Source organism: Stackebrandtia soli, from assembly GCF_965137155.1.
Taxonomy (GTDB): Bacteria; Actinomycetota; Actinomycetes; order Mycobacteriales; family Micromonosporaceae; genus Stackebrandtia; species Stackebrandtia soli.
Genome location: NZ_CBCRZX010000035.1, coordinates 22063 through 47868 on the forward strand (window position 1 = coordinate 22063; position 25806 = coordinate 47868).

At 66.4% G+C, this 25806-nt stretch carries 22 protein-coding genes; 6 read left to right on the forward strand and 16 right to left on the reverse strand.

All coding sequences use genetic code 11. The annotated features are described in order from the left end of the window. Positions 1 to 21 precede the first annotated feature (21 nt). A complete protein-coding gene (locus tag ACM9NP_RS17860) occupies positions 22 to 837 on the reverse strand; it encodes a metal-dependent hydrolase (RefSeq protein ID WP_415647861.1) in 816 nt (271 codons plus the stop codon). Positions 838 to 1018: 181 nt separating this feature from the next. Between ACM9NP_RS17860 and ACM9NP_RS17865 the strand changes: the two genes are divergently transcribed. Next, positions 1019 to 2119 carry a hypothetical protein gene (locus ACM9NP_RS17865; RefSeq protein ID WP_415647862.1) on the forward strand — a complete coding sequence of 367 codons (1101 nt, stop codon included), beginning with the start codon at positions 1019 to 1021 and terminating at the stop codon, positions 2117 to 2119. A 24-nt stretch (positions 2120 to 2143) separates the two neighbouring features. Here the strand turns inward: ACM9NP_RS17865 and ACM9NP_RS17870 are convergent, their stop codons facing one another. Beyond that, the gene (locus ACM9NP_RS17870; RefSeq protein WP_415647863.1) at positions 2144 to 2737 is read right to left on the reverse strand and encodes a histone deacetylase; all 594 of its coding nucleotides are present in this window, start codon (positions 2735 to 2737) and stop codon (positions 2144 to 2146) included. Positions 2738 to 2793: 56 nt separating this feature from the next. Then, on the reverse strand, positions 2794 to 5529 hold the full coding sequence (gene ppc / locus ACM9NP_RS17875) for a phosphoenolpyruvate carboxylase (RefSeq protein WP_415647864.1): 2736 nt from the start codon (positions 5527 to 5529) through the stop codon (positions 2794 to 2796). 250 nt (positions 5530 to 5779) lie between these two features. On the opposite strand from ppc, the gene cysC reads away from it, so the two are divergent. Both cysC and ACM9NP_RS17885 read left to right on the forward strand, forming a co-directional pair. Next, positions 5780 to 7318, forward strand: coding sequence for an adenylyl-sulfate kinase (gene cysC / locus ACM9NP_RS17880; RefSeq protein WP_415647865.1), 1539 nt, complete (start codon positions 5780 to 5782; stop codon positions 7316 to 7318). A gap of 256 nt (positions 7319 to 7574) precedes the next feature. Further along, positions 7575 to 8780 carry a cytochrome P450 gene (locus ACM9NP_RS17885; protein ID WP_415647866.1) on the forward strand — a complete coding sequence of 402 codons (1206 nt, stop codon included), beginning with the start codon at positions 7575 to 7577 and terminating at the stop codon, positions 8778 to 8780. Between the two features lie 277 nt (positions 8781 to 9057). On the opposite strand, the gene ACM9NP_RS17890 is transcribed toward ACM9NP_RS17885, so the two are convergent. Then, complete coding sequence (locus ACM9NP_RS17890; RefSeq protein WP_415647867.1) at positions 9058 to 9405, reverse strand: MmcQ/YjbR family DNA-binding protein; 348 nt, start codon at positions 9403 to 9405, stop codon at positions 9058 to 9060. Positions 9406 to 9517: 112 nt separating this feature from the next. Between ACM9NP_RS17890 and ACM9NP_RS17895 the strand changes: the two genes are divergently transcribed. The 3 genes from ACM9NP_RS17895 to ACM9NP_RS17905 all read left to right on the forward strand — a co-directional run bounded on the left by ACM9NP_RS17895 (position 9518) and on the right by ACM9NP_RS17905 (position 15238). Continuing rightward, on the forward strand, positions 9518 to 10510 hold the full coding sequence (locus ACM9NP_RS17895; protein WP_415647868.1) for a prephenate dehydrogenase: 993 nt from the start codon (positions 9518 to 9520) through the stop codon (positions 10508 to 10510). A 387-nt stretch (positions 10511 to 10897) separates the two neighbouring features. Further along, on the forward strand, positions 10898 to 15082 hold the full coding sequence (locus tag ACM9NP_RS17900; RefSeq protein WP_415647869.1) for an nSTAND1 domain-containing NTPase: 4185 nt from the start codon (positions 10898 to 10900) through the stop codon (positions 15080 to 15082). 18 nt (positions 15083 to 15100) lie between these two features. Continuing rightward, positions 15101 to 15238, forward strand: a complete 138-nt coding sequence (locus ACM9NP_RS17905; protein ID WP_415647871.1) for a hypothetical protein — start codon at positions 15101 to 15103, stop codon at positions 15236 to 15238. A gap of 24 nt (positions 15239 to 15262) precedes the next feature. On the opposite strand, the gene ACM9NP_RS17910 is transcribed toward ACM9NP_RS17905, so the two are convergent. The 12 genes from ACM9NP_RS17910 to ACM9NP_RS17965 form a co-directional block, all read right to left on the reverse strand. Continuing rightward, entirely contained in the window at positions 15263 to 15691 is a 429-nt protein-coding gene (locus ACM9NP_RS17910) for a VOC family protein (protein WP_415647872.1), read from the reverse strand. Positions 15692 to 15755: 64 nt separating this feature from the next. After that, entirely contained in the window at positions 15756 to 16319 is a 564-nt protein-coding gene (locus ACM9NP_RS17915) for a HEAT repeat domain-containing protein (protein ID WP_415647873.1), read from the reverse strand. 341 nt (positions 16320 to 16660) lie between these two features. Next, positions 16661 to 17275 carry an S-adenosylmethionine decarboxylase gene (locus tag ACM9NP_RS17920; RefSeq protein WP_415647874.1) on the reverse strand — a complete coding sequence of 205 codons (615 nt, stop codon included), beginning with the start codon at positions 17273 to 17275 and terminating at the stop codon, positions 16661 to 16663. Then, a complete protein-coding gene (locus ACM9NP_RS17925) occupies positions 17272 to 18321 on the reverse strand; it encodes an HAD-IIIC family phosphatase (protein WP_415647875.1) in 1050 nt (349 codons plus the stop codon). The genes ACM9NP_RS17920 and ACM9NP_RS17925 overlap by 4 nt, the downstream gene beginning before the upstream one ends. A gap of 89 nt (positions 18322 to 18410) precedes the next feature. Beyond that, positions 18411 to 18878 (reverse strand): GNAT family N-acetyltransferase, encoded by a 468-nt coding sequence (locus ACM9NP_RS17930; RefSeq protein ID WP_415647876.1) that lies wholly within the window; start codon positions 18876 to 18878, stop codon positions 18411 to 18413. A 2-nt stretch (positions 18879 to 18880) separates the two neighbouring features. Next, positions 18881 to 20062, reverse strand: coding sequence for a bis-aminopropyl spermidine synthase family protein (locus ACM9NP_RS17935; RefSeq protein ID WP_415647878.1), 1182 nt, complete (start codon positions 20060 to 20062; stop codon positions 18881 to 18883). Positions 20063 to 20141: 79 nt separating this feature from the next. Continuing rightward, on the reverse strand, positions 20142 to 20825 hold the full coding sequence (locus ACM9NP_RS17940) for a hypothetical protein (protein ID WP_415647879.1): 684 nt from the start codon (positions 20823 to 20825) through the stop codon (positions 20142 to 20144). Beyond that, positions 20822 to 21067 (reverse strand): acyl carrier protein, encoded by a 246-nt coding sequence (locus ACM9NP_RS17945; protein WP_415647880.1) that lies wholly within the window; start codon positions 21065 to 21067, stop codon positions 20822 to 20824. The genes ACM9NP_RS17940 and ACM9NP_RS17945 overlap by 4 nt, the downstream gene beginning before the upstream one ends. Beyond that, on the reverse strand, positions 21064 to 22236 hold the full coding sequence (locus tag ACM9NP_RS17950; RefSeq protein WP_415647881.1) for a trans-sulfuration enzyme family protein: 1173 nt from the start codon (positions 22234 to 22236) through the stop codon (positions 21064 to 21066). Before ACM9NP_RS17950 ends, ACM9NP_RS17945 begins: the two co-directional genes overlap by 4 nt. Continuing rightward, on the reverse strand, positions 22233 to 23804 hold the full coding sequence (locus tag ACM9NP_RS17955; protein ID WP_415647882.1) for an NAD(P)-binding domain-containing protein: 1572 nt from the start codon (positions 23802 to 23804) through the stop codon (positions 22233 to 22235). The genes ACM9NP_RS17950 and ACM9NP_RS17955 overlap by 4 nt, the downstream gene beginning before the upstream one ends. Positions 23805 to 23897: 93 nt before the next feature. After that, positions 23898 to 24830: a fatty acid desaturase gene (locus ACM9NP_RS17960; protein ID WP_415647888.1), complete on the reverse strand. Its 933-nt coding sequence runs from the start codon at positions 24828 to 24830 to the stop codon at positions 23898 to 23900. Then, positions 24794 to 25806: MBL fold metallo-hydrolase (locus tag ACM9NP_RS17965; protein ID WP_415647883.1), on the reverse strand; the 1013-nt coding region annotated here is incomplete at its 5' end. The genes ACM9NP_RS17960 and ACM9NP_RS17965, both read right to left, overlap by 37 nt.

A 25806-nucleotide genomic window follows, 5' to 3' on the forward strand; every position in this document is an offset into this window, starting at 1 on the left:
CCGGGGACGGCCCCGCCGTCGTCATTCGGCGAAGGCGGCCGCCATCATCAACTGAACCTCGGGGAGCAGCAGGATCATGGAGACGACGGCGATCGTCGTGAACGCGGGCATCAGGATGTTCTTCTCGATCGGGCTGCCGGCCTTGATGGCGATCTTCTTCGGCAGGCCGAACTCCGTCCACAGTTTCTTCTTGATGGGGATCGGGAAGAAGACCGGGCAACCCATCTTCGTGATCATGTCCCCCAGAGTGTGGACGACGCAGCCGATGCCGACGGCGACACCGAGCAGTGTGTAGGACTGGTTGCCGGGCAACAACTGATGGAAGCCGAATGCCGCGGCCAGGGACAACAGGGTGATCACCCACCAGCCCTGCTGGCGCGCCCAGTCGTTCATGATCCCGCGGATCGCCAGACCCGTCAGGAAGAACATGACGCCGATGACGGCGGGTTTACCGAAGTTGCCGACCAGCGCGGCGGTTCCGAGGCCGAGCAGAATCGCGAACAGCCAGGTGTGAGTGAAGGTTCGGTGTCCGTGATTTCGCTTTTTGTCCTTTTTGGTGCGTGTGAGTTTGTGGATGCCGAGGGCACCCTTCTCGACGCACTCGGCGAGGAACAGCGACGCGACTCCGAAGGTGCGGGCGACGGTCGCGCCCCCCTTGTTCTGCAGTACGCGACCGGAACAGTCCAAATCGGGCAATAGGGCGGCGCCTGTGCAGGCGATCGTGCCGACCGCAATGGACGCGGCGGACTGATGGATGCCGAAGGCGAACTCGCCGACGGCGGAGGCGACCAACCATGCCGCAGTACCGGAGACGGCATGCGTGGGGCCCATGACCATTGGTGACTCCTCAATGGTTATTCTTTTATGGACGGGGTGTCTTCTCCCGTTAGGGTGTCAGATTCGCCACTGCGGTCCTGAAGCGGGCGGGGCTCATGGGATCGGCATCGGTAGGACGACCCATTGACAACCAGACGTCCGGGCGGTTCGGTGAACGTGGACGGCTGCATAGTATTTGTGCATGTCCTCCAGCCGCCGACGCTTCGTCATGCCCATCACCCTGGCAGTGGTGTTGGGGCTGTCCGCGTGTGCCGCGCCGACCGCCGGACTCCACCGCTACGGGCCCGCCGGTTACGTACAGCTCGCCGTGGCCGACGGATTCACGCCCGCGAGTCCCATAGACACCACCGCCTCCGACAGCCCCGGCCGCCTCACCGGGCCTCACTACTCCCTCCAGGCCACCGGATACAGCGTCTCGCGATCCGTCAGCGCCGTCGACGCCGCCCGGTATGGCTTCGGCGGAGGCCCCGTTCATGCGACCAAGGGCACGGAGTTCTTCCTGGCCGTGTTCGGGGAGGGGCACGCCGAGCCCGGCGCGACGGCCGAGCTGCTCGTCGACGGCGAGGCCACCACGCTCGATCGGGTTCCCACTCACGGGGAGACCGTCGCGGCCGTCATTCCCACCGACGCGCCCGTCCTGCTGCGCGTCACGGATGCCGACCGCAGCCAGACCCTCGACCTACGTGACGGCAGCCGCACCGAACAGATCGACGCCTACTACAACGCCGCGCTGCGCTCCCAGGACCCCGACGACTACAAGGCCAAGGGCAAGGCCACCGGGCGACCGGGCGGTGCCTACGAACCGGCGCAGCGTTCCGTCTCGGTGAGCATGGCGATCGGCGCCGCCGAACGGGCGCCGTGGATCGACGCCAAGGGCTGGGCCGACGACGGCAAGGTGTGGGTCAGCGTCCCGATCAGCGACATCACGACGGACGCCGTGTACGGCTTCGATACGAGCGAGGACAGCCACGAGCCGATGTTGTACTGGAAGTTCGCCCAGGACGACGTCTTCTCGCTGAACCCCGACAAGGGGAAGAAGACCACGGCGGCGGGCAACCCGACGTTCACCGCCGACGTCGACAGCACCGTCGTTCCGGGCTCGACCGACGTCCGGTTCGACCCGGTCTCCGTCGACCTGATCTTCGAGGTGTCGGAGGACGCGACGGCCGCCACGTTCACGGTCGCTCCGACCGGCAAACTCACGGCCGTGTGGAAGAACGTCAACGGCGTCGGCGTCTGGGAGGACGCGCCGAACACCTACACCGTCGACCTGGAGTTCTGACGCGACGGGCGCCCACGCGGGCGCTCAGGCCGGTTCGCCGTGGAACCCCGGCAGCCCGGACAGGTGCGCCAGCGCGCGATCCCGGTCCCACCCGTGCGCCTGGCGCAGCCCCGCGACGATGACGTTTCGATACGCCGGGCTCGGCGCCACATAGGGTCGCAGCCGATTCGCCGCGGTGAAGGTGAGCATCGGCTCTCCGTCGCGGTCTCCGAGCCAGTGCAGCGCCGCGTAGTCGCCTGTACCGACGATGAGGCGCTTCGCGTCGGCGACGTCGGCCAACGGCACGGTCACCGTTCCCGGCGCGCGCCGCTGCTCTTGCGCGCACACGTCGGCGAACTGTCCGAGCGTGATCCGATACGCTCGTCCGGGCGTATCGCCGCCGACCGTCGGGTCCAGGAACGCCATGCCACCGCCCCAGGTCACCGACCGGCCGGCGAAGTACACCTCTCCGTCGATGAACAACGACATCGTGTCGGTGGGTGCCGAGTTGTCCCGACACCCCGGATACACCCGCGCGCCACCGTCGGGTCGACCCCCGCGCACATAGCGCGAGAAGCGCTCGCCGTCCAGATTCGATCCATAACAGACATACCACACAGGACTGTCGTCGGTCGTCACGAGATCGCCTTATGTTCAGTCATGTACCGGTATATTGTTATATCGAAACCGATGTATTAGCCGGTATTGCGCATGCCTGCGGCGATGCCGTTCACGGTCGTCAGCAACGCCCGCGTCAACTGCGGATCCGCTTCGGACTCGGTGCGATATCGCTTCAGGAGGGACACCTGGAGGTGGTGCAGCGGCGCCAGATACCTGTCCCGCACGTCCAGGGTTCGGCGCAGCTGTGGATTGGCGGCCAGCAGCTCGTCGTTCCCGGTCAACCGCAACACCTCGGACACCGTCAGCTCGTGCTCCGTCCGAATCACGTCGAACAGCCCGTGCAGGCGTTCCGGGACCAGCTGGCGCACGTAGCGCGCCGCGATGTCGAGATCCGTCTTCGCCAGCGTCATCTCCACGTTCGAGATGAACGTGGAGAAGAACTGCCACTGGCGGTGCATCTGGTCGAGCACGTCACCACCTGCCGCGCGCCGTGCCGCCGCGAGACCGGAGCCGACGCCGAACCAGCCCGGCACGATCTGCCGCGACTGCGTCCATCCGAACACCCAGGGGATCGCCCGCAGGCCGCCGAGCCCGGCATCCGCGTTCGGCCGTTTCGCCGGGCGCGACCCGATGTTGAGCGCCCCCAACAGTTCCGTCGGCGATACGGCCCAGAAGTACTCCGGCAGCCCCGGATCGTCGACGAGTTCGCGATAGCGCGACCGGGCCGCGCCGCTCACCATGTCCATGGTGGAATACCAACCGTCGAGGACGTCCTTGGGATGCCGGGGAACGGCGTGCAGCAGCGTCGCTTTCAGCACCGCCGCCACCGAAAGCTCCAGATTCTCCCTGGCCAGCACCGGCAGGGTGTACTTGTCGGACAGGACCTCGCCCTGCTCGGTCACCTTGATCGAGCCGTCCAAGGTGCCCGACGGTTGCGCGAGGATCGCCTCGTGCGTCGGACCACCACCTCGACCGACGGTGCCGCCTCGACCATGGAACAGCCGCAGCCGGACGCCCGCCGCGTGCGCGATGTCGCGCAGATCCCGTTGCGCGGACTGGATCGCCCACTGACTCGCCGCGATACCCGATTCCTTATTGGAGTCGGAGTACCCGAGCATTACCTCCTGCACACCACCGCGGGCCTCGACGATCGCGCGATACGGCGCGATGTCCAGCAACCGACGCAGCGTCGTGCCGCCGGAGTCCAGCTCCGGAACGCCCTCCAGCAACGGAACGATCCCGATGTCCGCGCGACCCTCGCCGACGTCGATGAGCCCGGCCTCGCGGGCCAGTATCGCCGCCGCCAGTACGTCGTCGGCGCCCTCCGTCATCGAGATGATGTAGGACTCGATGACCTCGGCACCGAAGCGGCGCCGCGCCGAGCGGATCGTGGTGAACACGTCGAAGGTGCGGCGGTTCGCGTCGGACAGCCGCACATCCGTCGGCGCCAAGGGCCGACGTGAACCCAGCTCGCGGGCGAGCAGCTCCGTCCGTTCCTCCCGGGACAACGCCGAGTACGGCCGATCCAGCTCGCCCAGGCGGTCGAACAACTCCGCCAGGACGGCGTGATGCGCCGCGGCGTGCTCCCGAACGTCCATGGTGGCCAGATGCAGTCCGAACGCGGCGGCCGCGCGGATCGCGTTCGCCAGTCGGCCCGCCGCCGCCAGCCGACCCGCGCCCGCCACCAGCGAATCGTGCAGCACGAGCAAATCCGCCACCAGCTCCGAACCGTCCGCGTAGTCCACGCCCGGCTCGTGTCGTCCCCGATTGGCGTGCCGCTCCCGCGTCGCCTCCAGCTTCGCGCGCATGCACCGCGCCTTCAACCGGTACGGCTCCTCGGCGTTGACCCGCCGGAACCGCTCGGGAAGCCGCGGCAGCGCCTCGAGATCCACGGCGAGACTGGCCATCAACTCCGGGCTCGCCGGGCGCAACCGCCGCGAGATCGACAGCTCCGAGATCAACGCGTCCAGCGCCGCCTCCGCCGCCCGAATGCCGTGCTCATGCTGCAACAGCAGGATGTTCTCGGTGACCTGCGGCGTCACGAACGGGTTGCCGTCACGGTCGCCGCCGATCCACGTCCCGAACCGCAGCGGGGTGTCCGTCAGCGACGGGTTCGCGCCGAGCTCGACCAGGGTCCGCGCGAGGTCGGCCTGGACTCGCGGCGCGGCGTCGGCGTACAGGTCGGTCAGGTAGTAGACGGCGTTCCGCGCCTCATCGGACGGTGCGGGCCGTTCGGCGCGGACCTCGTCGGTCTGCCACAACAGATCGATCAATTCGGACAGTCGCTCGTCGGTGGACTCCGTGTCGACGTGTCCGGTCAGCGCCGCGTCGGCCGCCTCGACGTCCAACACGTCGGCGACCTCCCGCAGCTTGGTCAAAATGGACCGACGCGCCGCCTCCGTCGGGTGGGCCGTGAAGACCGGACGGACGTCGAGGCGCCGCGCCGCGTGCGCGATCGTCTCCGCGGGCAGCCCCTCCGCCCGGATCTCGGCGGCGGCCTCCCGCAGCCAACCCCCACCGACGGCACGCCGTCGTCGCAGCTCACGAGCGCGATGCACCTGCTCGGTGATGTTGGCGAGGTGGAAGTACAGCGAGAACGCGCGCGCCAGGTTCTTGCTCGTCGTCACGTCGAGCCCGGCGAGCAGCTCCTCGGCCTCGTCGGCGTCGGTGCGCACGGCACGACGCACTCGCTCGACCAGGTCGAGCAGCTCCGGTCCTTCTTGGCGGGTCAGCCCGTGGCCCAGCAAAGTGCCGAGCCGCCGGATGTCCGCGCGCAGTTTGGCGTCGATGTCCACAGTCTGTGCATCCACGGGTCACTCCAAGGATGTCGATCGGGCTATGCGGACCGCGCTGTCCAGCCGAAGCCTAACGGCACGCCGCGTCGTTTCGAGTAGCGCCCCGTAACCGTACGGTGTGGATCGCCTCGTTNGCGCCGGTCGGCGCCAACGAACGCGACGTGGCTGCGCGATCACGCGTCGGACCGGTCGGCTAACTTGACGGTGGCGCCTGGGAGACTGGACGCGCCGACGTGAGTGTTGTGCCTTCGAAAGGGGATGCGGCGTGGTTTCCGATTGGGTGTTGCCCGACGAGGTGTTGGCCAACGCGCCCGCCTACACCCCACGCTCGCATGAGCTGGCCGATCTCGAACTGCTGCTGGCGGGCGCGTACGAGCCGCTGCGCGGTTTCCTCGGACAGACCGATGTCGAGTCCGTGCTCGCCTCGGGCACGCTGTCGGACGGGACGCCGTGGCCGACACCGGTCACATTGGAGGTACCGGAGGCCCTCGTCGAGTCGCTGCGGCCGGATTCGCCGCTGCAGCGCGTGTTGGTGCTCACCGATCCCGAGGGCGCGCCGGTCGCCGCCGTCGACGCGGTCGAGATGACGCCGGCTCCGCACGGGCACGTCCTGGTCGGGGGACCGGTGCGACGCATCGGCGAGGTCCAGCAAGGTCCCTTTAGGAAGCTCCGGTCCACGCCCGTGCAGGTGCGGCAGAGCCTCACCGGTTCCAGAGTGCTCGGCGTCATCGCCGACCGACCGCTTCACCGTCCACAATTGGCGGAGATTTCCCGGGCCGCGCACACCCTCAACGCCCACGTGCTGATCCTGATCCCCGTCGCGGATCTCGGCAGCGCCGGACTGACACCGTCGGCGCTCGTGAGATCGATCCTCGCGGCGCGGGACCGCCTGCCCGCGTCCACGATCGTCGCCGTCCCGCTGTCGAAGCGCGGCGACGAGGTACGCGACGGCCTGTTGTCGGCGCGCGTCGCGGCCGCGTACGGAGCCACGCACCTGCTGGCGATGGGGCGCACCTTCGCGGGCGGATCGGGCATTCGCGTCATGCTTCCGCGCCAACTCTGCTATGACGTCCGAGATGGACAGTGGCGGGCGATCGACGAGGTCGAGCCGCCCTTCCGCCGGCACCCGATGGGCACCGCGGAGATCAACGACATGCTCGACCGGGGCTTCGGTCTCCCGGACTGGCACACACCGCCCGCCGTCGCCGCCGAACTGCGGCGCGCCAAGCCACCACGCCGCAAGCGCGGCGTCGTCGTGTTCCTCACCGGCCTGTCCGGCTCGGGAAAGTCGACCATCGCGCGCGGCGTCTACGACGCCATCCTCGAATCCGGCGAGCGCACCGTCTCCCTGTTCGACGGCGACGTCGTGCGACGGCTGCTGTCGGCGAAGCTCGGCTTCTCACCAGAGGACCGCGCCCTCAACATCCGTCGGATCGGTTTCGTCGCGGCCGAGGTCGCGCACCATCACGGCGTCGCCGTGTGCTGCCCGATCGCCCCGTACGCCGCCGGGCGTGAGGCGGCCAGGAAGATGGCGGCCGAGGCGGGCGGCGACTTCGTGCTCGTACACGTCGCCACGCCGATCGCGGTGTGCGAGGAGCGCGACCGGAAGGGTCTGTACGCGAAGGCCCGCGCGGGCGTCCTGGAATCGTTCACGGGCGTTTCCGACCCGTACGAGGTTCCCGAGGACGCGGACCTGACCGTCGACACCTCGGAACTGTCGATCGACGAGGCCGTGAACCGGGTGCTCGACTTCCTCACCGAGGGTGGATGGCTGGAGACGACGGGTCTCGGGCTGTCCCGCTGACCGGGCCCCACCACGTCATTTCAGGGGTTCGGCGGCGCGTGAGTTGCCACACAGGGTGCCAGGTGGGCCGCGTTGTGCGCCCGTGTTCGGCAGGCGTTGAACGGTGGGCATTACTCACCGGTAGGAGACGATCTCAGGGTTAACTCAGGGCCGCTTTGTGATGCAGGTCGGTGCGGCTCCGCCATGGCGTCTGGCAGGCTGAACACGTACGTTGGCAGGTTGAGTTCGACCCCTTTCATAACGATGAGGACCACCCATGTCGGAAGAAGAACCCTTCACCCTCGTGATGTTTCAGCGCGAGGGCCTGAGCCCCGTGCCGGAACTGGCGAAGCGGCGCATGGAGGAGCCGATCAGTCGGCTCCAATACCCGATCGGGCCGCCGGTGTGGCTGTTGACGCGTTACGACGACGCGCGCGCGGTGCTGGGCGACTCCGACCGGTTCTCCAACGACTACAGCAAACTGACCGCCGGTGACGGCCTGGAGATGCTCGCCGAGATGAACCCCGGCGGCCTCGGCTTCACCGATCCCCCCGACCACACCCGGCTCCGCAAGATGCTGACGCCGGAGTTCACGATGCGTCGGCTCCGCCGCTTGGAGACGCGCATCGACGCGATCATCACGGAGCGCCTCGACGCGATGGAGGCGGAGATGGCCGCCACCGGCGGGCCCGTCGACATCGTCGACCTCTTCGCGGTGCCGATCCCGTCGCTCGTCATCAGCGAGCTGCTCGGCGTCCCGTACCCGGACCGCGCCGAGTTCCAGAAGTTGTCCGAGTCGCGTTTCGACTTCCTCGGCGACATCATGGGTTGCCTCGCCGCCGTGCAGGACACATTGGATTACCTGTCGGAGCTCGTCAAGGAGCAGCGCCGCAACCCGGGCGACAACCTGCTCGGCATGCTCGTCCGCGAGCACGGCGACAACATCAGCGACGAGGAGCTGACCGGCCTCGCCGACGGCATCCTGATCGGCGGGCACGAGACGACCGCCAGCATGCTCGCGCTCGGCGCGCTGCACCTCATGACGGAGCCCGAGCACGCGGCCCTCGTCCGCGACGGGTCCGATAAGGACGTCAACGCGGTCGTGGAGGAGCTGCTCAGGTTCCTGACGGTCGTCCAGGTCGCGTTCCCGCGCGTCGCGCTCGAGGACGTCGAGATCGCGGGGCACACGATCAAGGCCGGCGAGCTCGCGTTGTGCTCGCTGTCGGGCGCGAACCGCGACCCGAAGCTCGGCGTCAACGTGGACCAGGTCCAGCCGCACCGTCCGCTGCCGTCCCATGTGGCCTTCGGCTACGGCCTCCACCGGTGCGTCGGCGCCGAACTCGGTCGCCTGGAGCTGCGCATGGCGTACCCGGCGCTGCTGCGTCGCTTCCCCAACCTTCGCCTCGCGGTGCCGTTCGAGGACCTGACGTTCCGCGAACTCTCCATCGTGTACGGAGTCGAGAAGCTCCCCGTCACCTGGTAGTACGCCCCAGCCCTGGTTACGTCCGATCCCCTTGCGGCACGGTTCATCCGTCGCGGCGAGGGGATCGTTCCCTTCCGCGCCGATCATCGACGCCCGATCAGTTCGACCACCGTCCCCCCACCGTCCACTCCGCTTGGTTGGTCAAAAGTTCCGCTTGGTTGGTCAAAAGTTCCGCTTGGTTGGGCAAATTGCGAAAACACGCCTGTTTCCGACATTTGACCAACCAAGCGGAAGTTGGAATGGCCTCAGTCAGGAATCGAGGTCCGACGCGATCTGCTCAGCTGGGGTCGTCGAGTTGGCGGATCAGGCGCTTTGGGGCGGCGAGGCGGTAGGCGTCCGTGACGAGCTCGGCGACCTCCGACCAGTCGGCGCCGTCAACACGGACGCCGACCCAACCGCGCGGTCCCAGATACGGGGGCTTGAAGTATCGCGTCGCGTCCGTCGCGATCAGTTCCGCCTGATCGCCCAGAGTGGACTTGATCCACAGGTCCGGCTCCGGGGAATCCGTGCACAGCGCGAAGGTCTTCCCTCTCACGTTGAAACTCGGGTGGTGCACCGTGACGCCCTCGACGGCCTCCGGCAGCGCCGAACACAGACTCCGCAGCCGGGCCAACGCAACACTCATCCGGTCAGGGTAGGGGACGACGCCGACACGACCGGGCGACACGCGAGGTGCCCCCACGTCACAGCGGTCGGTCGTGCGATGCTTCCCCCGAACACGAGGAAGGGGAGCGATCGTGGAGGCGTTTCGCCGCATCGCCGTCATCGGCACCGGGCTCATAGGAGGCTCGATCCTGCGCCGGGCACACGACGCCGGGATCGACGTCATCGGGTGCGATCCCGACCCGGGGACGGCCGAGATCGCGTCACGTCTGGGTCTACCGTTCACCGCCGACGTCGGCACCGCCGTCATCGGTCGCGATCTCATCGTCTGCGCGGCGCCGCTCGACGCGATCCGGGGCGGCTTCGACGCGATCGCCGCGAGCATGGACGACGGCGGAGTCGTCACCGACGTCGGCAGCACCAAGACCGACGTCCTCGCCGCAGCCTCCTCACTGGCCGGACGGTTCATCGGCGGGCACCCCATGGCGGGTACCGAACTCTCGGGCCTCGCCGCTGCCGACCCGAACCTGTTCACCGACGCGCCGTGGGTGCTATGTCCACCATCGACAATCCTCATCGAGCCCCTGCGGAGCCTCGTCGGATTCGTCACCGATGTCATGCGCGCCAAGGCGATCGTCATCGACGCCGAACGGCATGACGAGACCGTCGCGCTGTCCTCGCACATTCCGCACGTCCTCGCCGGGGCGCTCGCGGGAGCCGCCGCGGCCTCGCCGATGGCCCCGACGGTGACGGCGCTCGCGGCCGGAAGTTTTCGCGATGGCACTCGCGTCGCCGGCACGAACCCGGACCGCACCGTCGACATGCTCCTGCACAACCGGCAGGCGGTGCTCGACCAGTGGGGCGGCGTCGCCGGATTCATGGACGAGGTCCTGGAGGCCGTGCGCGACAACGAACACGAGACCCTGATCGATCTGTTCACGGGAGCCGCCACGCTGCGAAACGCGGTCGTCGCGCGCGCCATGACCACGAGGACGCGAACCTTCGCGAGCGGCGACGGTGCCGCCGAGCTGGCGTACCTTCGCGAACTCGGCGCCGTCGGCGGTTACGTCACCGGGTGCGTCCCCAGCGGTCTGGCGACGACGTACACGGCCGAGACGCCGGCATAGTGCCTCCAAAGAGGACAGATTATGGCGTTCGTGCTAATGAGCGAGAGTGCCTCAAGTCGACGGTCCCGGAATGTGGTGCCCTTCGGGTGCTCTGTCTTCCGCGTTCGCGTGCTCTTGGGCCGACTATCGCGTCCTAAGTCGGTTTCGGCCTGGTGGGCGGTGTACGAGATCGCAAGGTAATGCACTGGCAGGAGGGGCCTCCCCACCAAGCCGTGAAACTCGACTCGTGACTACAGATCGACGTCCGCGTGAACGTCCAAACGGGAGCTATACGGATCTTGCGGCGCAACCGCAATGCCTTCCCGAAAGACCCTCCATGAAGGTGGCACGGGCTCGTACATGGCTCGGTGATCCCTGTGCCCCAACGGAATCCGCTACCGTAAGTACATGGGGTCTGTACCTTCGGATGAACATGTCATTTCTAGAATGCGTGCCGGGATTCGCAGTGCGGTTGGACGTGCTGTCGGTGTGGTGCGGTCCGGTGCGCGTCCAACGTTGACGGCGATGCTTTGCGCGGGCGCCTGTGCCCCGATCGCCGCTGCCGCGACGGGAGCGGGAACGATTGCGGTGGCCGCCGTCGGCGTGCTGGGTGGCATCGGAGGTCAAGCTCTCAGCAGTGTGGTCTCCGGGATCGTCGATCGACTCAAGACTGACAAGGGTGAGCAGGTAGCGGAGGAGGTCGTCGCAGCAGCGTTGGAACAGCGTTTCGACGAGTTGCTGTACGAGAACACCGAGTTCGCCAGTGAACTTCGTACCGGGATCGCGAACCTATTCGAAAAGACGGACGCGGTAGCCGAAGTCGTTGCGGCGGCCATCAAGGAGGGTGATGGGGCGATCCTGACCGAGTTGCGCGCGCTGGCGGTCGACCATGTGGAGTTCAGGCCGCTGCTGATCCGTATCAGCGGGGGCGTCGATGAGGCGTTGCGCCGACTCGAACGGATCGAGACTCGCCAGGAGGCCGACCGGGAGTTGACCTGGCGGATCCTCCGGCACGTGGAAAACCAAGAGAGGCAACCAGAACCCGTCGATATCGATTGGCACGGCCAGGCTCCCTATTGTGGCTTGTCGTCGTTCCAGGAAGACCAAGCGGCTGTCTTTTTTGGACGAGAGCGCTCGACCGAGGAGGTCGTCTACCGGGCTGCTTCGTCGCTGTACTCGGGCGGGATCCTGGTGGTGACCGGCGCTTCGGGAGCCGGGAAGTCGTCGCTTTTGCACGCCGGATTCATTCCGGCCGTCTCCGCCGGTCGGTGTCCGGTACCGGGTGCCGATGAATGGCCGCACCGGGTCATGACCCCCGGAACGGCCCCTATGGAGCGGTTGGCGGGCCATCTGGCATCGGTGAGTGGAGCCGAAGCCGATCAGCTGCTTGGCGCACTGCGTGACGCGCCGGAACAGGCACACGATCTCGTACGAGATCTGATGCCGGACAGCGGTCGTGATGAACCGGCTCGATTGATTTTGGTGGTGGACCAGTTCGAGGAGCTCTTCACCCTTGTCGACGATGAGACCGAACGCAAGGCCTTCATCGTCGCCATCGAATCGATCGCTGCGGGCGGGTCCGAATCATCGGGGCTGGTGGTTCTTGGATTGCGTGGTGACTTCGTCGATCGTTGCGCCAACTACCGCGAGCTGATCCCGGCATTGCAGGACAACGCTTTCGTTGTCGGCCCGATGAGCGTTGATGAGCTGCGGCAGGTCATCACGGGCCCGGCTGCCGCTGCGGGCATCGAACTGGAGAAGGGGCTTGCGGACGACATCCTTGCCGGCCTGCACAGTTCCACAGGTGACGGTGATATCGGGCCGGCGGTGCTGCCGTTGTTGTCGCAGGCGATGTTGATGACCTGGCGGCGCCGCGATGGTGACCGCCTTACCCGACGCGCTTATCTGTCGTTCGGGGGAGTTTCCAAGGCGGTGCAGGCCAGCGCCGAGAGCTTCTATTCCACGCTTGATCCCGACGACAAGAAGACGGCACACGACCTCTTCCGGCTCATGACCACGGTCTCCGGAGACGGAAGGCTGACCAGGCGACCGGCCACATACCAGGAACTATTCGCCGTCGACGGCAACGCCGACACGGTACTGGAGAGGGCTACCGCCGAACGTTTGGTCGTCAAGAATGCGACCACGGCGGAGATCGCCCATGACGTGCTTTTGGTGCATTGGCGCCGGTTGCGAGAGTGGATGGAGCCCGAACGGGAGAGCCTGGCTCTCTGGTCACAATGGATTGATGACGCGGCTGAGTGGCGTGCCGGAGCTGAGGACTCGTCCTTCCTGTACCGCGGAACGCGACTGGAAGCGGTTGAGCACGAGCGTCGTCATGTGTGGAATGAGGACACGAAGCGGTTCAACCCACCGGACGGCTGCGCCGAAGCCTTCCTGGAAGCGTCCCGAAGCCGCTCTGGACGACGCCGCCGGGTCAGGCGTGTGGTGACATCGAGTCTTGTGGCCCTCGTGGTGCTCGCCTCGATCATGGTGGGACAGGTTCTCGACGCCAATCAAGAACTCACGCGGCAGCGCAACAGTGTTCTGTCAGACCAACTCGCCGCCGAAAGCGCCAAGCAGCTGGGCACCGACGGAGAACTCGCGAAGCTTCTCGCTGCCGCGGCATGGAAGCTCGACAACAGTGACAAAGCCTTCGCCGCGATGACCACCGCGGTGGATGACGCCTCCATCGGTCTGGTTCCCGATCCGGACGCGCTGGATTCGGTTGCCGTGGCCTTCAGCGCCGATGGCTCGCAGCTTGCCTCGAGATCAGATACCGGAGCAATGACCTTGTGGGACACCGAGACCTGGAAGTCGACACCGTTCAACGGGGAAGCTCCTGTTGGGACTGCCGCGAATCTCGAGTTCAGCCCGGACGGGTCACGCCTCGCCGCCAATGTGAGGGAGGGGATCGGAATCTGGAACACCGCTTCGCATGACCAAGAAATGATCGTCGGGGACGGGATTGAGGCCGGGATCTCTGTTCTGAAATTCAGCCCGGACGGTTCGATGCTGGCTGGTGCAAGCTATTACGAGAATCGGGCCTGGGTCTGGGACAGCGATTCCGGTAAAGAACTCCTCCAGCTGGAAGCCGGCAAGGATGAGACGATCAATACCTTGGCCTTCACCACAGATGGGGCCGGCCTCCTGACCGGAGACCTCACAGGCAACATTCGACGATGGAGTATCGATAGCGGACGGGAGGTGGACTCATGGTCGACTGGTTCCGCAGAGTCTGTAACGGCTTTGTGGAACGACTCGGCCGACGGTTACCATGCATGCACGGACAGAGGGTGTTATCTCGACATAGCCAATGGGATGGCCGCACCACAGATTCCGGGATCATACGAAGGGCTTGATGTGGTGAGTCGAGTCGACAGGCTGCTCGCACTGGGGTACGGAACCTTCGTCGGTGTATGGGATGCCGAAACCCTCGACCTCGTCGCCCAGGTCCCGGCTCGCGACGTCAGTGACCTTGAGCTGTGGCCCGGAAGCGAGATTCTCGTGGCAGGCACGGAAAGTGGCATCCAGTTGTGGGATCTAGAGCAAGCGCTGCCGGCTCCGAGCTGGACGCTCGATTCAAGGCTTAGTTGGAAACCCGAACTTGCCGATGATCTATCCCAAGCGACCGCCACCAACGACGATGGCACGGCGGTCTGGAATTTTCCCACCGAGCCAGGCAGCCTGGTTGATGCACCTTCCCACTACTCTGAGCGGTCTGGATCGTTCAGTGAGCTCAGTCCCGATGGATCCACAGTGGCGACAGTCGTGTCGCATACCGAGGGCGGGGGCGAGATCGATCTGTGGGACAGCTCGAGCGGCGAACTGCTCGCCACTCTGCCCGATCAGGAAGTGCCGGTGGACATACTCGATTTCAGTGGCGACGGCAGGCTTCTGGCGAGTGCCACATCCGCAACTAGTGATGGATCTGCCCGCGTCTGGGACACTCGTACCGGCGAAATGATCATGAGTTTCCCCGGTCACGAAAACGGCGTGTGGTCGCTGAGTCTCAGCGATGACGCTACGACTCTCGCCACTATTGACGGACGGTCGGTGCGGTTGTGGGACGTCCGCACCAGCGAACTCAAGAAGGTCCTAAAAGGAAATCACGGGGTATGGAGTGGTGAGCTCTTGTTCAGTCATGACGGATCGGCTTTGGCTGACGGGTACGGTGGCAGCCTCAACATATGGGATGTTGAAACCGGTGAACGTCACACGATCTCGGCGCGCGACCTGAACCCGGAATTGAGCGGAGCCGATGTGGAGTCGTTTAGTTTCTCCTCCGATGACAACTTCATCGCTGTGGAGATGGCCGATGGATCTGATAGCCGCGTTGCCGTCTGGGATATCGATCGGGCCATGGTGGTATATGAGCTGTCTATCAGCAAAGCCGTGGACGATATCCAGTTCTCCTCCGATGGTCGGGAGTTCGCGGTTTCCGCAAGCGCAGTCACGTACATCTTCGACTTTGGTTTCTTGCGGGACCCCCACTCTGCCGTCTGCGACCGGGTCGGACGTGGATTGACCGACCGCGAGTGGGAGGAGTACCTCCCCGAAATCTCGCGAGACTCCTTGACCGTCTGTGGTTAGGTCGTAAGGTTAGACAATATGGACACGAGAGTCCATGTGGTTCAGGGCGGTGCGGCCGAGCTGGTGTACCTTCGCGGACTCGGCGCCGTCGGCGGTTACGTGACCGGGTGTGTCCCCAGTGGTCTGGCGACGACGTACACGGCCGAGACGCCGTGACGTGCTCGGCCCGTCCCAGGATGGTCAGCCGAGCCTGACCGTGCCGTCCTCGTCGATGCTCCAATGCGGATTGTGCCCGATCTCCCAGATCACGCCGTTGGGGTCCTGGACGTGAGCGTGGTAGATCCCGCCGAACGCACCCGGTTGCGGCTCCTTGACCACCGTCCCACCGGCTTCCCGCATGGCGTCGACGAGCTCCTCGACGGCGGCGGGGCTGTCGACGTTGTGGGACAACGTCACCCCGGAGATCGTCGAGGTGTCTGATGTAGAGCCGAGATCCTGGTCGAACTTCGTGGCGTCGAAGAATCCCAACAGCAGACCCGATGCCGCCTGGAAGAAGACGATCTCGCCTTCGACGTCCACGGTCGACGTCCACCCGAGGCTTCCGTAGAAGGCGCGAGTGGCGTCGAGGTCGGCGGTCGCGAGTGTCACGAAGTGCACCTGTTGTTTCATGGTGTCCTCATCTTGTGTGGAGTCCAAATCGACAGAGTTTGTGGTCGCCGCACCGGTACCGACGTCATAGTTCCCGATCGAGGCGTTCGGACAGTCGGGCCAACGCGGTCTCGGCCGCGTCCCGGACCGAGTCGTCATCGTCGTCCAGGCGGCCCCGGATCGCCTCGGCCGCTTCGGCTTCCGCGACCACCGGGATGGCGCGGAGCGCGGCGACCCGGACGCGCGGAGTCTCGTCGTCGGCGAGCTCGGGCAACAGGTCCGCGGCCTCGCCGATCTCCCTCAGCCGCACGACCTTCGCCGACATCTCTCGGACTCGCCACGCCGGATCGCTCAGCCCGGCGCAGACCGCGGGGATCGCCTCCGGACCCCACACGTACAGGAATGCCCGTGCCGCCCAGGTTCGGATCCAGTAGTCCTGGCCGCGCTCCGCGATACGGCCCACGCGCAGCTCGGACAGCGCGTGTCGCCCACCGATCCAACCGAGCGACGGCGAGTCCGGATCGGACGGAGATACCCTGCCCCGCAGAAGATCCGCACACCAGCGCACGATGACGCCGTCCCCGTACTTATCGCGGGCCTCGGCGACGAGCGCCCGCGGAGAGCGCTCGGGGTGGGCCGGTTCGGTCATGGTCCGACTCTAATGGCCGACCCTGTCATTTCCGGGTGAGCGAAGCGCGGGTCGGGACGTCACCTGGGTCGCGAAGCCTCAGCGCGGTGTGGCGTTCGACGACGCGCAGTTCGCTCCCGGCGATGTGATCAGCGGCGGACATTGCCGCCGCATCGATCCTCGGGGGGAGCGTCGATTCCTCGAGGAGAATGGGCGGACGTGGCGTTGGAAGACGGGCGGATCGCCCGCGTATCGGTGTCGGCCATCGTGTTGGGGCAAGACGCGATGTCGATGCCCCGATTGACCTGGCGAGGGCCGCCTCCAAAAGTGCACAAGGGACTGATGGATCCAGGGGCGGCGAATCAGCCCCGGTCGATGGCCCTGATGTCGGGATCGGGGATCGCCAGCGCCGCACTGAGTTCGGTGATGACCGCGCGGCCGTCGATCATGCCGCAACTGAACAGGTCGATCGCGACGCGGCTCTCCTCGGGCCAGGTGTGCACGCTCAGGTGGGATTCGGCGAGGATCATGATCAGCGTGATCGCGCCGTTGGGGAACACGACGTGGTTGTCGCTGAGGACATGGCCACCGGCGGAGTCGACGGCGGCCCGCGCGGCCCGCGTGAGACCGTCGATATCGGACAGCAGCGGCGCGTCCGTGTACGTGGCGTCGACGAGATACAGCGTTTTCGGCGTGTACGCCTCGATCTCGCGCATGATCGACAGGCCAGCCATCGGGTCCGGTCGATGGATGGTGATGAACGCGGCGAGCGCGCCGAGGGACGCGAGGGCGTCCAGGTTCAAGTCCTCGGCGGCGACGTCGACGCCGTACCGGTCCTTGACCTCTTGCAGCAGGCGCATTCCCGTCAACGAGTCGAGGCCGACGTCCTCACCGAACAAAGCGACGTCCGCTCCGATCCGGCCCAGCTCGTCGCGCGCGGTCAGGTGAGCCAGCAGTGTCCGCAGCTCCTCGATCATGTCCCCCCACTTTCGACTGTCACCCAGGTTTCGAGCGTCACCGGTTCGGTCGGCACCGGACGCCGGAACAACGCCTCCGCCCCCGGTTCCGGTGTCGCGGCGCGATATCCCGCCGCGACCAGCGACAAACGCAGCGGCACGTTGCGGTCGTTGACGCGCAGCGGCACCACGATGTCATCCACATTCGACTGTTGTGCGAACCGGTCGATCCACGCCAGCATCGCCTCGATCACGCCGCGCCCCATCGCCCGGCACGACATCATGATCAACTCGACCGTCCATTTCGCGCCACGATCGATCACCACCCCGCCGATGGTCCCGTCGTCGCCGAAACGGTCGGACAAGCCGATACAGGCGACGGTCGTGGTGTCGTCGGCGATCCGCTCCTCGAAGCTCCCCGCAGACAGACTGCTGGCGCGAGAGTTGAACTGGTTGGTGCGCACCGATAGTTCGGCCAGCCGCGCGACGTCGTCGGTCGTCGCCGACCGGATTGTGAGCACCGTTCCCGCCCACGATTGGAACTCTTCGCGGGAACCCGCGAAATCCTGTGCGGCCTCCGTGCGGCGCCGCGCGTCCCGGTAGCTCTCCGCGCGACGTCGACCCTCGTCCGTCACGGTCTCGGGACGAAGACGGGGCCAGGTCAACGCGCCGACGACATCGTCGGGCGACAGCGTCATCACGTCCGGCAGAGCCGAGGCGACCTCGGCCCGCTCGTACGGATCGTCGTCTACGAAGGCGATCGCGTCGACGTCGATGTTCAGTTCGTCGGCGATCCGACGGATCGACGCCGACTTCGCGCCCCAGCCAAACTGCGGGGCCAGCAGCGGCGTCGGCCAGTCGACGGCCGCGACCGCGGAGGCGGCGAGCTCGGGAGGATTCCGACTCGCCACACTCGACACAATCCCGCGTTCATGCAGTGTGGACAGCACCTCGGCCATGCCGGGGCGTACTGTCGGACTGTGCCTCGCGTCGGCCGATTCGAGCAGCACACCCTCCAGAAGGGTGCGGTCGAGATCCCATACGACGCATTTGATCGGAGCCGCCATCACCGGCCCCGATCGCACGGATACGACACGAGTCGCACGTCAGCGCAAGTCATGAGACGTCCATTGCCGGCCGAAATGAGCGGTGCCGATCACGTGTCGTCCCCGTCGAGACGCTTCCGCATCGTCAGATGCACGGCCTCGAAATCGAACTTGCGGTACAACGCCCGCATCGGGAGGTTCGTCGCGTGAACCTTGCCGACCAGTTCCCCGATGTCGTCGGCCCGGCAGAGCCGGATCACCTCGGCCAGCAGGTCCTCACCGATCTCCGCGCGGTCGGGATGGTCACCGACGGCCAGCGACCGAAAGTTCCCGTAATGCGCCCCCGTCAACGAATTCCGGCGACCCGACAACCACGCCCAACCCAACGGCGGGGTTCCCGGCTCGCCCGCGACGAGCATGATCTCGCCACTCTTGCCGAGCGCCGACACCACTCGCTTGCGATGCACGGCCGGATCGGTGATCGCCTCGTCCCCGAAGGAGATCTTCGCGATCTCGATCTCGAAGTCCACAATGCCGTCGACGTCGTGCTCGTCGGCCGGTCGAATCACATGGCTCATGCTCACCGTTTCGGGCGCTCGTTCAGAGACAGCGGACGGAACTTCTCCGAACCGCACTGTGGACACGTGGCCTGCTTCAGGTCGGCGATGCGCGGGTAGCGCTCGCCGGGGCCGACCGGCTCGATGTGCTTACATTGGACACACTGGTATCGGCGGACGGCGGCGGCCCGCCCGTCCGCGCTGTACAGCGGCCCCTCGTGCTCGCCCACGATGAGCGGCGCCGTCTCGTCGGTGGTCCGCAGGTGGTACATGTGGCTCGTGCCACCGAGAATCCCGGCGCCGACGTAATCGTTGAAGTTCGGTTGCAGGGACCGCACCGCCAAACCGAGTTCGCCGATGATGCGTTGCACCGCGACGGTCTCGGACGGACGCCGCGCCCCGAACGCGAAGAGAATGTGATGCCCGATCTGGGGCGCGAGCGCCGACGCGGCACGGGAGAGGAACAGCTCCGCGCCCGCGATCGTGTAAGGCGGGTCGGTGAAGACCAGCTCGAACGCACCGAGCAGTGCCTCCGGCAGCGGCTTGACGAGGTCGTGCTCGACGGTGTCGATGTGGACACCGAGGGTTCTGGCCTGCTCGGCGATGAACGCGAGCACGTCGGTGTCGACGTCGACGACCGTGATCGAGGGAGTCTCGCCGGTGAGGCTGAGGGCGTGGGCGACGGACAGGGACGTGAGGTCGTCGTCGCCCAGGAAGACCATGCGCTTCGTCAACAACCCGAGCTCCGCCATCAGCATGACGCGACGCAACTTCGTGTCGACGGTGCAATGTGTCTGGTCGAGCTCTACTTTGGCCTCTGGCATCGCCTCGGCGAGCCGGTCCAGTTCATCGCCGATCGCCTCTAGCTCGGCCGGGACGACGATGCCGCGCCCGTCGCAAGTCGGGCAGCGGCCGCCGTCCTGCCAGCCGCCGACGGCGAATGCGGAACGGCTTGATTCGGTCAACCGGACCGGACGCTGCGAGTCGACGACGTTCCGCCGGCGCAACTCGTTGCAGATCGCGGCGACGATCGGGACGGGCAGCTCGGCGTGGCGACTGACGTCGCGAACGGCGATCGGTTCGTGGCGGGCCACGGCCCGCAGCACATCGAGGACTCCAGCGGGGCCCTCGGCGAGGTCGACGGCGGTGGCCACCTCGGCCGCGATCACGGCGATATCACGGCGGTCGATGCCACTGCTCCTCACGCAAACGGGACTCAACGCACGGGCGGACCGCCCGGCGCACACGAACGGTCAAGTATAGCGACGGGCTTCGAGACGTCGTTCAGCCATTCACGAGTCGCGCGACGGCGGCCGCCAGCTCGGGTGCGCCTCGGCCGGTCGGGCAGCGGATCGTCGTCACGGTCGCGGGGTCGGTCGTCAGTCCCGCCACGGGATCCGGTTTGTCCGAGATGACGGTGATGGGCGGGGCGTCGACCACCGTACCCGCATCGGCGCTGGCGGACAGGAACCGCAGCCACGACCGGTACCGGTCGAGTAGGTAGTCGGCGACGTCGGCGACCTCTTCGCCGCCGCATTCGGCGATCAGGTCTGGTCTCCGGTCCGTCAGGTGACGTTCCATCTCCGGCAGTTCGGAGACGCGCGTGCCCGGATCGCCGCCGAGTTTTCGGTGCAGTGCCGCGAACTCCTCCCCGACGCGGGCCCGCGACACCAGATAGGGGTCGGCGAGAATGACGCCGGGGGCCGTCCCGTCGCGTTCGCCGAGCCGCACGGCGACCATCGTCGCGAGTGTCGCCGCGGAGCAGAACGCCAGGACGAGGCGGGGTGACGGGGCGCCGTCCACGATCACGTCCGCCTGTTCTTCCAGGGACAGTGCTCGGGTGAACTGGGCCGTCAATGGATCGATCCGATGGACGGCGCCGACGTGTTCGGTGGGGATGAGCCCGGTGAACGTTCGGTCGGCGTCGACACCGGTGAAGTCGAACGTCAGTAGGGCCTTCGCGGTCACGCCGTGTCCCCGGCGAGGGCGCCGACGGTCGCTGAGAAGTCGGCGACCGTGGCGGAGTCGAGCAGTGTCGGCAGCGGCACGCGGAGGCCGAACTCGGTGCGCAACTTGGCGACGATGTACGTGCCGGTCAGTGAATCGATGCCGAGGTCGTTGCGGAGGTCGGCGGTGGCGTCGACCGTGTCGAGCCCGAGGACCTCGGCGATCACGGTCGGTACCGCGATTGCCATTGGAGTGTCGATCATGGATGTTCCTTTCCCGCGTTCGGGTCGAGCCCGGCGGCCAGGTCGTCGATGATGTCCTGGGCGTCCTCAAGCCCGACGGACAAGCGGATCGCGTTCTCCGGGATGACGCTCAGCGACTTGTTGTCCGGCCCCCCTTGAACGTGCGACATGAGCGAGGGTGCCTCGATGAGGGTCTTCGTGCCGCCGAGGCTCACCGCTATCAGGCACAGCGACAACGATTCGAGGAACGACGTGATCGCCTCCCGACCCGCTCGTAGACCGAAGGTGAGGACGCCGCCGCCGCCGGTCAGGTTGTTGGCGATCGCGACGTCGTCCGCCAGCGACGGGTAGGCGACGAAGTCGACGCCCGGATGAGCGGACAGGAACGCCGCGACGCGCGTCGCGGTCGCGTTCTGTGCGGCCACTCGGATCGCGAGGGTCTGCAGACCCTGCAACAACAACCACGACGAGTGCGGGTCGAGGCAGATGCCGGTGATAGTACGCATGTAGCGGAGTCGATCGACGAGCTCGGAATGGCCGACGATGACCCCTCCGATGACGTTGTGATGACCGGTCAAGTACTTCGATGCACTGTGGATCACGAGATCCGCGCCGAGTTCGAGCGGGCGCTGGTTGATCGGTGTCGCCATCGTGTTGTCGACGATGAGTTTCGCCCCCAGTCGGGTCGCCACGGCCGCCATTTCGGGCAGATTCACCATGCGCAACATCGGATTCGACGGTGACTCGACGACGATGAGCGTCGCGGCGACCTCGGCCAACCGGTCGTGGGCGTCGGGTGCGGACAGATCGAACACCGCGAGCGTGAAGCCGATGCGCGCGGACAGTTCTTCGAGGACACTGAGCGTGTCGGCGTAGCTGTGCGGTGAGATGGCGACCCGGTCGGTCGGGGTGAGCAGCGTCAGGAAGGTCAGCGTCAACGCCGCCATGCCGGACGACGTCGCGACGGCCGCCTCCCCCGATTCCAGTTCCGCGATGGCGCCCTCGAACCGCATCGTCGTCGGATTCGAGGTTCTCGTGTAGCTGGAGACCCCACCGCTCATGTCTTCGAGCTGCACCGCCTCCGCGACGGATTCGGCGTAGAAGACGGACGACTGATGCAGCGCGGGGGAGAGATCCCGGACGGCGTCCGTGGTGCGGCCTGCCCGGACCGCCCGGGTCGCCGGCCTCACGCCGTCACCATTCGCTCGTCACGGTTCAGCATGCGCGCCAGGGCCTCACGGAACGGTTCGAGGTACATGTCCTTGTTCCACTCGTTCTCCAGGTCCTCGGGGACGTGGTAGGTGTCGACGTGCTCGCCGTCGACGTACAGCCGCAGGACCGGGTGGATGAATTGACTGGTGGTGCCGTCGCGGGGATCGCGCGGGAAGTTGAACGGGTCGGCCCCCTTGGGGAGGTGGCCGTACTCCAGGGTCGCGATCAAAAGCGTCCGGTTCCGCCACGGCTCGTGGTCGAGGGCGTAGGCGACCGTCGTGTCACGGTGCCGTTCGATCCCGTCCGCTCCATCGAGGACGTACACATCGGACATGAACGCGGGCAGCTGGAACATGGAGGAGGCGTTGTCGGCTCGGTCCACGATGGCGTCCGCGAGTGTCTTCGGGTCGCACTCGATGACGTCAACGGCGCGCGGCTCGCCGTGATACCGCTCGCGCAACAGTTCGCTGAGGAATCGGATGTTGTACCGGAAGCCGTGAATGAACCCGGAGAAGGACTTCTTGTAGTCCCGTGCCTGCATGATCGTGCCGACGAAGTACAGGCCGGGCACGTCGGTCGACTCCCACGAACTCGTCATCGCGGGCCAGCGTCCGTCATGGCAGGTGCTGACGGTGCAACTGTCGTCGAAGATCGAGAAGTCGAATCGGAAGCCCGTCGCCAGGATGAGCCGGTCCACCGTCAGATCCCAGTCCTGGCCGTTGGCGTGGCTGTACGTGAACGCGACGTTGAGCCGTCCGTCCTCGCGGCGTTCGACCCGCCTGAGGTTCGCGTCCAGGATGGTGTTCTGCATTTTTAGTTGGTAGGAGTCCAGCACGTTGTTGTAGACGGCGCGGACGTCGCTGACGTGGTGCGTGTTCCAGGCCAGCCGGACGGGGTTCGGGCTGAGCATGTGGACGCTCGCCGCGTGCTCGAAGATCGCCTCCGCGGTCTCCATGCCGGAGTTGCCCTTGCCGACGATCATGACGCGCTGGTTGCGGTACTCGTTCGCGTCGGTCGAGATCGTCGAGTACTCTTCGCCGGCCTCGATGCCTGGGACGTCGGGGATGTGCGGGACGGTGTGTCCGGTCGCCACGACGACGCGTTGGGACCGCAGGACCTCCCCACCCTCGATCGAGACGACGAAACCGCCGTCGGAGTCCCGACCGATCGACGCCACCCGGGTCTCCTCCCGGACGTTGAGCGCGAAGCGTTCGCGGAAGTCGGCCAGGTACTGAACCAGGGTGTCCGCGTACGGGAAGTACTCATCGGTGTACTCGGTGAAGAGGTGATCGAGGTTCTCCGACAGCAGGGAGTTCCAGTCCCACCGGAGATTCATGTCCCGATCGTCGTACCCGGTGTGCACCTTGTTGTTCGAGATCAGCCGCCGGTGTCGGGGCAGTTCGCTGAAGAAATGACCGACCTTGTTGGCTTCCAACAGGACGTAGTCGAGTCCGGCGCGGTCGAGAAAGTACGCGAGCTGGAGCCCGGCCGGTCCCGCTCCGATGATGATGTACTCGTGCTGGCGATCGGCGGTTGGTTCAGTCACGGAATGCTCCCGTCTGTCGGTGCCCGTCCAGCGGATCGGGCGGAGGGGGGTGCGATGGACGGTACGTCCACACAGCTCTGACGCGGGTCTCGATCACGCCGCTCGCACCGGGGTGGGGGCGTCGGTCAGCGAATCGAGTTGGGCGCGTAGTCGGGTGTTGGATTGGGCTCGACCGACCTGCCGCGCCATGTCCCGGAACTGCCACAGCAGGCCGCGACCGGGCGGCGCCGTCGCCAGGACGGCCGCGTGATACCGGGCATCCCGCGTTCTGATCTCGTGAGCCCGCCGAAGGTTCCAATAAGGAATCTTCGGGGACAGGTGGTGGTCGAGGTGGTAACCCTCGCCGTGAATGCCGAACAGGTGCCGGGTGATCGGCCCGGTCGCCCTCGGGCGGCTCGTCAGAATGTCGACGTACTCATTGCCCACCATCGGAAAGTGTTCCAGCAGCTCGATGTACCAGTTGACGAGCGGGAACACCAGGAACAGCGGCACCAGCCAGTACACGACGAAGACGTCGAACAGTCCACAGGCGAACAAGACGCCTCCGACGGCCGCGAAGTAGGCGACCACCCCGAGCCCGGCGAGGACCTCCCGGCGGGTGCCGGACAACCGCTGCGTGATCAGTTCGGCGATCAGTCGCGGCGTGCGCACTCCGAACAGCGGAGCCAACAGGTATTTGAGCGTGAACGTCCTGGCCGACATCGGCTCGTACAGGCCGTGCGCCAGGTGCGCGCGCAGATCCGGATCGATGTACGGGTTCCCGAAGGCGCCGTGGTGATCACGTAGATGGCTGCGCTGATAAGTCCGATGGCTCTGAAGAATCAGATAGCCGGAGGGCCAGGTCGCCAGGAGCACGCCGAGGCGCCGGTTCCGCGTCAGCACCCCATGGGCCGCCTCGTGCAGCAACGTCGCCAGGGCGCGCTGTCTCGTCGCGATGATCGGCAACGCGATGAGCAGGTAGCCCACCCACCACGTCCAGCCCGACAGCATCAGCTCACAGGCGACGATGACACCGACGATGACCATCCAGTCGGTGGCCAAGGCGAGCGGACCGTGCCAGTTGTCGAGGCCGCGCAGTTGTCGAAGCTCGTCCTCGATGACGGGGGCGAAGCGGTGGCGCTCGATAACCACTGTCGATCCCCACGCAGGTACAGCATCTCGCAGGGAACATCCTGCGACGCCAGCGAGCGTTCCAGCTCGCGGACCTGCGTCACCTGCTCGGAGTCATCCTCATAGGATGATCCGGTCATGTGGCGCAGCCACGGTTCGAAGCCCATCGCGTACGTGTAGACGTGCTTGGCGCGGGTCAGCGTCGTGAGGACCTCCGCCATCGCGGCGTCCGAACCCGACAGTCGCCGAGTGCGGTCATGGGCGCGATCCGGGCGTCGGCCCAGCAGCGCTCCGTACAGCCAGGACATCGGCGCGCCGACGCATTCGAGTCCGATGAACAGGGCGTCGACGTCGGTCACGAGGTCGCCCATCCGGTGGTACAGCTTCGGTTCGATGACGACGGTGTCGGTCGCGAACAGGAACCGGCGCCCGTTGAGTTCGACGAGCGGCACCATCTTCGCCCGTATGTCGAGGTCGGCGTGCTCGCCGAGGAACGGGACGGACGTCACGGACAGGCCCTCGCCGGCGCGGTGCGAATCGAGCTCGCCCAAACTGACGACGTTCGCGAAGCCGAGGGCGCGCAGCATCGGGGCGAGCGCCGGGTCGAGGACGGTGCCGCCTCCCGCTCCCGGCACGATGACGGTGCCGACCTTGTGCCGCAACTGAAGCAGCGTCTCGATCGAGACGTGGTCGGCGTGTGCGTGACTGAGCACGATCGCGTCGATGTACGGCGGCAGGTCGGTGATGCGGACGTGGTCGATCCCGTCGCCGTCGTATCCGGCGATCGGGTCGAGGAGGACGCACGCGTCCGGCGATTCGAGCAGTACTCCGGCGTGTCCGAGGTAGCGCATGCGGACGCCGTCGGTCGGCGGGGCGGGGGCCGGTTGGGGAG

Bases quoted from the DNA above. Each gene is read 5' to 3' on its own strand.
- ACM9NP_RS17900 (WP_415647869.1), top strand. From the start codon at position 10,898: ATGGGGTCTGTACCTTCGGATGAACATGTCATTTCTAGAATGCGTGCC.
- ACM9NP_RS17885 (WP_415647866.1), top strand. From the start codon at position 7,575: ATGTCGGAAGAAGAACCCTTCACCCTCGTGATGTTTCAGCGCGAGGGC.
- ACM9NP_RS17910 (WP_415647872.1), bottom strand. From the start codon at position 15,691: ATGAAACAACAGGTGCACTTCGTGACACTCGCGACCGCCGACCTCGAC.
- ACM9NP_RS17920 (WP_415647874.1), bottom strand. From the start codon at position 17,275: ATGATCGAGGAGCTGCGGACACTGCTGGCTCACCTGACCGCGCGCGAC.
- ACM9NP_RS17890 (WP_415647867.1), bottom strand. From the start codon at position 9,405: ATGAGTGTTGCGTTGGCCCGGCTGCGGAGTCTGTGTTCGGCGCTGCCG.
- ACM9NP_RS17905 (WP_415647871.1), top strand. From the start codon at position 15,101: ATGGACACGAGAGTCCATGTGGTTCAGGGCGGTGCGGCCGAGCTGGTG.
- ACM9NP_RS17860 (WP_415647861.1), bottom strand. From the start codon at position 837: ATGGTCATGGGCCCCACGCATGCCGTCTCCGGTACTGCGGCATGGTTG.
- ACM9NP_RS17960 (WP_415647888.1), bottom strand. From the start codon at position 24,830: ATGGTCATCGTCGGTGTCATCGTCGCCTGTGAGCTGATGCTGTCGGGC.
- ACM9NP_RS17945 (WP_415647880.1), bottom strand. From the start codon at position 21,067: ATGATCGACACTCCAATGGCAATCGCGGTACCGACCGTGATCGCCGAG.
- ACM9NP_RS17865 (WP_415647862.1), top strand. From the start codon at position 1,019: ATGTCCTCCAGCCGCCGACGCTTCGTCATGCCCATCACCCTGGCAGTG.
- ACM9NP_RS17915 (WP_415647873.1), bottom strand. From the start codon at position 16,319: ATGACCGAACCGGCCCACCCCGAGCGCTCTCCGCGGGCGCTCGTCGCC.
- ACM9NP_RS17930 (WP_415647876.1), bottom strand. From the start codon at position 18,878: ATGAGCCATGTGATTCGACCGGCCGACGAGCACGACGTCGACGGCATT.
- ACM9NP_RS17925 (WP_415647875.1), bottom strand. From the start codon at position 18,321: ATGGCGGCTCCGATCAAATGCGTCGTATGGGATCTCGACCGCACCCTT.